The following is a 7193-nucleotide window of genomic DNA, read 5'->3' as shown; positions in this document are numbered from 1 at the left end:
CCCCGCCGATCCCGACTCGATCTACTTCGCGATCAGCTACTTCACCGGCTGGCCCGGGTTCGACGGGAACCTCGCCCCCGGGCAGACGCCGTCGATCCTCAACACCGTCACGCTGGGGTTGTTCGTCGCGGCGTGCGTGGGTGTCGTCGTGCTCGCGCTGCAGGCGCCCCGGCCGCCACGGCTCGCGTCGCTGGCGTTCCTCGTCGTCGCGTCGTTCCTGCTGGTCAACAAGGTGTGGAGCCCTCAGTACTCGCTGTGGCTCGTCCCGCTGGCGGTGCTCGCCCTCCCGCGCTGGCGGCTGCTGCTGGCGTGGATGGCGTTCGACGCGGCCGTCTGGGTGCCGCGGATGTTCTACTACCTGACCCCGGAGAAGAAGGGGCTGCCGCCCGACTGGTTCCTGGGAGCGGTGTTGATCCGCGACGCGCTCGTCGTCGTGCTGATCGTGCTGGTGGTGCGCAGCGTACTGCGGCCGGACACCGACCCCGTCCGGCTGCACGGCTCCGACGACCCGGACTGGCCCGGCGCCGGCCCGGTCGGCGCGCTGCGCGGGGCCGTGCGGGCACCGGTCAGCGCGCGAGCCGGCGCACGAGCTTCAGGCCGGACCACGTCGCGTCGACCGCGCACACCTTGACGTCGACCCAGCCCAGCGGGAGTGCGTGCGAGCGCACCCCGTTCTCGTCGAGGTCCGTCGCGACACCCGAGGCCTTCTTCGGCCAGGCGATCCACACCGCACCCCGCTCGGTGCTGAGCTCGGTCGCGCGGTCCCAGCGCCGCCGCAGCGTCGCGACGTCCGGGCAGAAGACGAGCTGCACGTCGTAGCCGCCGCCGGACGCGCGCCGATGGTGCGGGACGCCGAGCTCGAAGCCGGCGGGCGCACCGACGAGCAACGTCCGCGACCCGTCCCGGATGCCCAGTTTCCGCGGGAGCGGCGTGCCGGAGTAGCCCTCGGGTGCGGCAGGCGTCACACCCGCAGAGCGTAGGCCGCTCGGTGGCCGGTGCGGCAGTGTCGGCTGCGGGCCGTCGATCGGAGGGGCGTCGCGTGAGCAGCAGCAGGGAGGCGGTCGCCGCACGGCTCGCCGCGTTCGACCCCGTGCGCACCGACGGCCCCGGCCTCAAGCGGGCGGCCGTCGCGATCACGCTGGTCACGGCCGACGACCCGGACGCCGGAGCCGACCCCGTCCTCGACGGGCTCGCCTTCCTGCTCACCCGCCGCGCCCCGACCCTGCGCCGCCACGCCGGGCAGTGGGCGCTGCCAGGCGGCCGCCTCGATGCGGACGAGACCGAGGCCGTCGCCGCTCGCCGCGAGCTGGCCGAGGAGGTCGGGCTGTACGTGGACGACGACGCCGTGCTCGGCGTGCTCGACGACTACCCGACGCGGTCGGGCTACCTGATCACCCCCGTCGTCGTGTGGGGTGGCGCGGCGCCGGACCTGACTCCCAACCCGGCAGAGGTCGGCTCGATCCATCGGGTGCCGCTGCGCATGATCGACGTCGAACCCCGGTTCCTGACGATCCCGGAGTCCGACGCCCCGGTGATCCAGCTGCCGTTGCTCGGCCGGTTCGTGCACGCGCCGACGGCCGCCGTGCTGCACCAGTTCCGCGAGGTCGCGCTGCAGGGCAGGTCGACGCGTGTCGCCCATCTCGAGCAGCCGGTGTTCGCCTGGCGCTGAGCGGGTCCGGTCAGGCGGCGGGGGCCGCGGCGACCGTCGGTGGGCCCTCGGGGACCGGCCCCTCCCGGTCCTCCGGGCGCAGCTCGAAGGTCGGCGGCACCCGCAGGAACAGGACGAACAATGCGACGAGCAGCGCCGCCCGGCCCCACACCCCGACCGCCACGGCCTGCGCCGCGAGCCCCTGGGTGATCTCCAGATTCGCGCCCGCCCGGACGTCGTAGAGCCAGCGGAAGATGCCGATCCCCATCACCGCGTCGGCGGCGAGGTACCCCGCCACCACACCCCACGGCACCCGCAGCAGCACGAAGAACGGCAGCAGCCAGAGGGTGTACTGGGGCGAGTGCACCTTGTGCAGCAGCAGGAACCCGCACAGCATCGCGGCGCTCACCGCGACCCACGGGTACGAGCCGACGCGCCGCATCCGCCACAGCCCGAGTGCCGCCGCCACGAGGAACGACGCGAGGACGAGCACCGGCGACAGCCACGACACGAGGTCCTGGAAGCCGATGTTGGACGGGTCGGAGTCGGGCCGGAAGCCCCAGAACCAGAACGAGTTCGTCGTGAAGTCGACCTTGCGCAGCTCCTGGAAGGTGAACGACGCCTTCCAGCCGGGGAACCCCGCGATCGCGAACGGCAGGTTGACGACGACCGCCGTCAGCACCGCCGTGCCGGCGACCCGGACCGCCCCCCACCAGTCGAGGCGGCTGCCGGGGACGCGGTCCTCGCCGCGGGTGAGGACGTAGAGCGCGAGCGGCAGCACGAACGCGCCCGGATAGAGCTTGAGCGCGAACCCGAGCCCGAGCAGCAGCGCGGCGACGTTGCCGCGCCAGACGAGCGAGCGGCTCCCGCGCAGCCCGTGCACCACCCACACCGCGCCGACCGCGCAGGCCACGACGGGCAGGTCCCAGTTGTGGAAGGCGTAGAGGACGAGGGGTGGGCCGAGCGCCCACAGCAGCGCCCGCCAGCGGGAGAGCCGGCCGAGCAGCCAGCCCGTCGCGAGCCCGAAAGGGGCCATGATCAGGGCCGACGCGAGCAGGAAGCCCGCGTCGGTGTGCGCGCCGAGCGCTGCCAGCCACATGATCATGCCGGTGAGCACGGGGTACTCCACGGTCCCGCCGGTGAGCATCCCGTTCGCGTCGATTCCGCCGTCGACGTAGGGGAAGACGTGCTCGTTGATGTCGCGACCCAGCCACAGGTGCTGGATGTCGGAGTAGCAGACGTCGCGGTCCTTGCGGTTCTCGTAGTCCGGCGCGCTGCGACCCTGCGCGTCGAACTCCGGACCCGTGCAGCGGGCCTTGTTGGCGTAGCCGAGGACGAGGGTGGCGGCGGTGAGCACGACGAGGACGGCCAGCAGCAGCGCCGAGCGCCTGCGCGGCGGCGCGGCGGCCTCGGACCCGGCGATGCGGGTGGGCCCGACGGCCGTCCCGGTCACCGCCCCAGCCGCTCGCGCAGGAACGTGATGTCGGCCGCCTGGCCCTCCGCCGGGGTCTCGACGACGATCGGGGCCCCCGCCGCCGCGGCCACCGCCGCGAGCTGGCCGGCGTCGATCGTGCCGGAGTCGATGTTGGCGTGCCGGTCGCGCGCCGAGCCGAACTCGTCGCGGGAGTTGTTGAGGTGCACCAGGTCGATCCGGCCGGTGATCGCCTTCGCCCGGTCGACGACGTCGACCAGGTCCTCCCCCGCCGCGAACGCGTGGCACGTGTCGAGACAGAACCCGACGCCGAACTCACCGACCGCGTCCCAGAGCCGGGCCAGCGCGTCGAAGCTGCGGGCCATCGCGTTGTCCCCGCCCGCGGTGTTCTCGATGAACACCGGGACCGCGAAGCCGCCCTCGTCCTGCTGGCGCTCGACGAACTTGCGCCAGTTCTCGAAGCCGACCGCCGGGTCGTCCTTCTGCGTGACGTGCCCGCCGTGCACGACCAGCCCGATCGCGCCGACGTTCGCGGCCTCGGCCGCGTGCTGCACGACGAGCTTGCGCGAGGGGATGCGGATCCGGTTGTTCGGCGAGGCGACGTTGACGACGTACGGCGAGTGCACCACGACCGTGAGGTCGCCCGAGCGGAGCTGCTCGGCCTGGGGGTGCGCCGGCGGCTTCTTCCACCCCTGCGGATCGGACAGGAAGATCTGGACGACGTCGGCCCCGCGCTCGGCCGCGGCGCCGACGGGGTCGTCGTCACGGACGTGGGCCCCGATGAGCATGGCGTCAGCCTAGACGCGGGTGCCGACACCGACCCGGCACCGTCCACAGGGCGGGCGCGGGGGCGGGCGGGACGCGTCCGGGGGCGCCGTCGGCCGCCGGATCGGCGCTGGTAGCCTCGTTGGATCACCCCGACCGGTGTCCTCCCGGACGCCGCACGACGGTCCCTCGCCGAGGCGGGGGCCCGATTTCTGTCGGGGGATGGTGAGAACCTCCTGCCGCGGATGCACCGCGGCCGCTTACGAGTCCATAGGAGGTGAGTGGTTCTCATGCGTCATTACGAGGTCATGGTCATTCTCGACCCGAGTCTCGACGAGCGCACCGTGCAGCCGTCCCTGGAGACCTTCCTCAACGTCGTCCGCACCGACGGCGGCTCGGTGGAGAAGGTCGAGGTCTGGGGCAAGCGCCGCCTGGCGTACGAGATCGCGAAGAACGCCGAGGCGATCTACGCGATCCTCGAGGTCACGGCCGAGCCGGCCACCGTCGCCGAGCTCGACCGCCAGCTGGGTCTGAACGAGTCCGTGCTGCGCACCAAGGTGCTCCGCCGGGAGCCGCGCAAGCAGCGCACCCCCGCGGCAGCCGCGAGCTGAGGAGGCCGTCTTGGCCGGCGAGACCGTCATCACCGTGGTCGGCAACCTGACCGCGGACCCCGAGCTGCGGTTCACCCCGTCGGGTGCCGCGGTCGCCAACTTCACGGTGGCATCCACCCCCCGCACGTTCGACCGTCAGTCGGGCGAGTGGAAGGACGGCGAGGCGCTCTTCCTGCGCTGCAACGTCTGGCGGCAGGCGGCGGAGAACGTCGCCGAGACCCTCACCCGCGGCATGCGGGTCATGGTGCAGGGCCGCCTCAAGCAGCGCTCGTTCGAGACCCGTGAGGGCGAGAAGCGCACCGTCGTCGAGCTCGAGGTCGACGAGGTCGGTCCTTCGCTGCGCTACGCCACGGCGAAGGTCGCCAAGGTCAGCCGTGGTGACGGCAGCGGCGGGTTCGGCGGCGGTGGCGGCGGCGGCCGTGCCTCCGGCGGTGGCGGCGGCGGTGGCGGCGGCTACGCCGACGACCCCTGGGGTTCGGCCCCGCCCGCCGGCAGCGGCCCGGCCATGGACGACGAGCCCCCCTTCTGATCGAGACCACTCCCCGGCGCGCCGTCCAGGCGTGAGGGACACCAGCACAACCAGGAGCACAAGGAATGGCGAAGCCCGTTCTGCGCAAGCCGAAGAAGAAGGTCTGCGCGTTCTGCAAGGACAAGGCGCAGGAGATCGACTACAAGGACACCGGTCTGCTGCGCAAGTTCATCTCCGACCGCGGCAAGATCCGCGCGCGCCGGGTGACCGGCAACTGCCGTCAGCACCAGCGCGACGTGGCCGTGGCCGTCAAGAACTCCCGCGAGGTGGCGCTCCTGCCGTACACCTCGACGGCGCGCTGAGGAAGGACGTCACCGTGAAGCTCATCCTCACCGCCGACGTCCCCAACCTCGGCGCCCCCGGCGACATCGTCGAGGTCAAGGACGGCTACGGCCGCAACCTGCTGCTGCCGCGCAAGCTGGCGGTCGTCGCCACCCGTGGTGCCGAGAAGCAGGTCGCCGCGATCCGCCGCGCCCAGAAGGCCCGCGAGATTCGCGACCTCGGCCACGCCAAGGAGGTCGCCGGTCAGCTCGAGGGCCTGGCGGTCACCGTCACGGCCAAGGCCGCGGGTGACTCGGGCCGGCTGTTCGGCTCGGTCACCGCGGCGGATGTCGTCGCCGCCATCCGCAGCGCAGGTGGCCCGACGCTCGACCGGCGCGTCGTCGAGCTGCCGGCCCAGATCAAGACCGTGGGAAAGCACCCGGTCGCGGTTCGGCTGCACCCTGACGTCACCTCGACGCTCGACATCGAGGTCGTCGCCAGCTGATCACAGCGGGCGTCCGAACGCCCGGTTCGTGGTCACACTCCGTCACAAGGGCGGGGTCGCGGTTCTTCGGGATCGCGACCCCGCCCTTGTCGTGTGCGCGGGCTGCGGGCGACTCTCGGTGACGCTCCACTCGTCGCTGACGAGCGGTGGCCGTAAGGTTGCGGTCCAGAGGTACGGGCGTCGCCGAGCGACAGCCCGAGCGCGCCGGGTGACCGTTTCCGCGGCCGGCGCGACACGCCGAAGAGCAGGCCAGATCGCGACACGCCAACAGTTTTGTCCACAGGGTCACCCACAGGGATGACCTGCGATTTCGCTGATAATTCGGGATCTGCCCACATGTTGTCCACAGTGCGGTCCCGAGCGGCTCCTGGGGCGGAGCAGATCCGTCCCCAGGCCGTCCCCAGGGGCGCGCACACATCGAATTGATCGGCCTCCGGTGCGTCCGTACTCTTCGCGCGCCGGGGTGGAAGGCGTCGTCCGTGCCGCCGACCGTTCACCGACACGCCGTCGCGAGGCGAGCCGGTCCGGGGTGTGGATCGAACTTTAGTTCGATAGGCTTTCGAGTCGGAGGTGACGCTGCGTATGGCGCTGTCGGACGATCGGCCGGTCGGGCGGCCGCGTGCCGTCCGCACCGACGAGGGCGCTCCGGGCGGCGACTCGCCGTCACCGTTCGATCGTCAGCCGCCGCAGGACCTCACCGCCGAGCAGTCGGTTCTCGGTGGGATGTTGCTGAGCAAGGACGCGATCGCCGACGTCGTGGAGATCCTGCGCCCGGACGACTTCTACCGGCCGGCGCACCAGACCGTCTACGACTGCATCCTCGATCTCTACGGCCGGGGTGAGCCGGCGGATGCGGTCACGGTGTCCGCGGAGTTGCAGCGCCGTGGTGAGCTGATCCGTCTCGGGGGTGCGCCGTATCTGCACACGCTGATCGCGACGGTGCCGACGGCGGCCAACGCGGCCTACTACGCCGAGATCGTCGCGGAGAAGGCGATCCTGCGGCGGCTCGTCGAAGCCGGTACCCGGATCGTGCAGCTGGGCTACCACGGTGCCGACGGCAGTGATGTCGACGAGGTGGTCGACCGGGCGCAGGCGGCGATCTACGAGGTGACCGAGCGGACCACGAGCGAGGACTACACCCCGCTCGAGGAGCTGCTGCAGCCGACGATGGACGAGATCGACGCCATCGCCTCGCGTGGTGGGGTGGCGCTGGGGGTGCCGACGGGCTTCGCCGACCTGGACGCGGTGACCAACGGGTTGCACCCGGGGCAGATGGTGGTCGTGGCCGCGCGGCCTGGGCTCGGGAAATCTACGCTGGGACTGGATTTCGCCAGGTCGTGCTCGGTGCGCCACGGGATGACCAGCGCGGTGTTCTCGTTGGAGATGAGCAAGTCCGAGATCGTGATGCGGCTGTTGTCGGCCGAGGCGCGGATCCGGCTGGC

9 protein-coding genes and 1 pseudogene are annotated in these 7193 nt (G+C 72.0%); 7 read left to right on the top strand and 3 right to left on the bottom strand.

Annotated elements, in window-relative coordinates:
- Positions 1-631, top strand: a pseudogene (locus PSD17_RS23405) (hypothetical protein); the annotation flags it as partial.
- Here the strand turns inward: PSD17_RS23405 and PSD17_RS23400 are convergent.
- Positions 567-965, bottom strand: a complete 399-nt coding sequence (locus tag PSD17_RS23400) for a DUF3052 domain-containing protein (RefSeq protein ID WP_339124520.1) — start codon at positions 963-965, stop codon at positions 567-569. The pseudogene PSD17_RS23405 and the gene PSD17_RS23400 overlap by 65 nt on opposite strands.
- Before the next feature lie 74 nt (positions 966-1039).
- Here PSD17_RS23400 and PSD17_RS23395 point away from each other — a divergent pair, with 74 nt between their 5' ends.
- The gene (locus PSD17_RS23395; protein ID WP_013678628.1) at positions 1040-1669 is read left to right on the top strand and encodes an NUDIX hydrolase; all 630 of its coding nucleotides are present in this window, start codon (positions 1040-1042) and stop codon (positions 1667-1669) included.
- Between the two features lie 10 nt (positions 1670-1679).
- Here PSD17_RS23395 and PSD17_RS23390 read toward each other — a convergent pair whose 3' ends face one another.
- Both PSD17_RS23390 and PSD17_RS23385 read right to left on the bottom strand, forming a co-directional pair.
- Entirely contained in the window at positions 1680-3101 is a 1422-nt protein-coding gene (locus PSD17_RS23390; RefSeq protein WP_013678627.1) for a glycosyltransferase family 87 protein, read from the bottom strand.
- Positions 3098-3868 (bottom strand): deoxyribonuclease IV, encoded by a 771-nt coding sequence (locus tag PSD17_RS23385; RefSeq protein WP_013678626.1) that lies wholly within the window; start codon positions 3866-3868, stop codon positions 3098-3100. Before PSD17_RS23385 ends, PSD17_RS23390 begins: the two co-directional genes overlap by 4 nt.
- A 267-nt stretch (positions 3869-4135) precedes the next feature.
- Here PSD17_RS23385 and rpsF point away from each other — a divergent pair, with 267 nt between their 5' ends.
- From rpsF to PSD17_RS23360, 5 genes are all read left to right on the top strand, one after another.
- Complete coding sequence (gene rpsF / locus PSD17_RS23380; RefSeq protein WP_041760211.1) at positions 4136-4456, top strand: 30S ribosomal protein S6; 321 nt, start codon at positions 4136-4138, stop codon at positions 4454-4456.
- Between the two features lie 10 nt (positions 4457-4466).
- Positions 4467-4985 (top strand): single-stranded DNA-binding protein, encoded by a 519-nt coding sequence (locus tag PSD17_RS23375; RefSeq protein WP_103384434.1) that lies wholly within the window; start codon positions 4467-4469, stop codon positions 4983-4985.
- Between the two features lie 65 nt (positions 4986-5050).
- On the top strand, positions 5051-5287 hold the full coding sequence (rpsR, locus tag PSD17_RS23370; RefSeq protein ID WP_013678623.1) for a 30S ribosomal protein S18: 237 nt from the start codon (positions 5051-5053) through the stop codon (positions 5285-5287).
- Positions 5288-5301: 14 nt separating this feature from the next.
- Positions 5302-5751 carry a 50S ribosomal protein L9 gene (rplI, locus tag PSD17_RS23365; RefSeq protein WP_013678622.1) on the top strand — a complete coding sequence of 150 codons (450 nt, stop codon included), beginning with the start codon at positions 5302-5304 and terminating at the stop codon, positions 5749-5751.
- A 582-nt stretch (positions 5752-6333) separates the two neighbouring features.
- A partial coding sequence (locus PSD17_RS23360; RefSeq protein WP_339124519.1) for a DnaB-like helicase N-terminal domain-containing protein occupies positions 6334-7193 on the top strand: 860 nt, incomplete at its 3' end.

The organism is Pseudonocardia sp. D17, from assembly GCF_036984265.1.
Taxonomy (GTDB): Bacteria; Actinomycetota; Actinomycetes; order Mycobacteriales; family Pseudonocardiaceae; genus Pseudonocardia; species Pseudonocardia benzenivorans.
The sequence above is the reverse complement of the archived record's forward strand: the minus strand, read 5'-3'. Positions and strand labels throughout refer to the sequence as shown.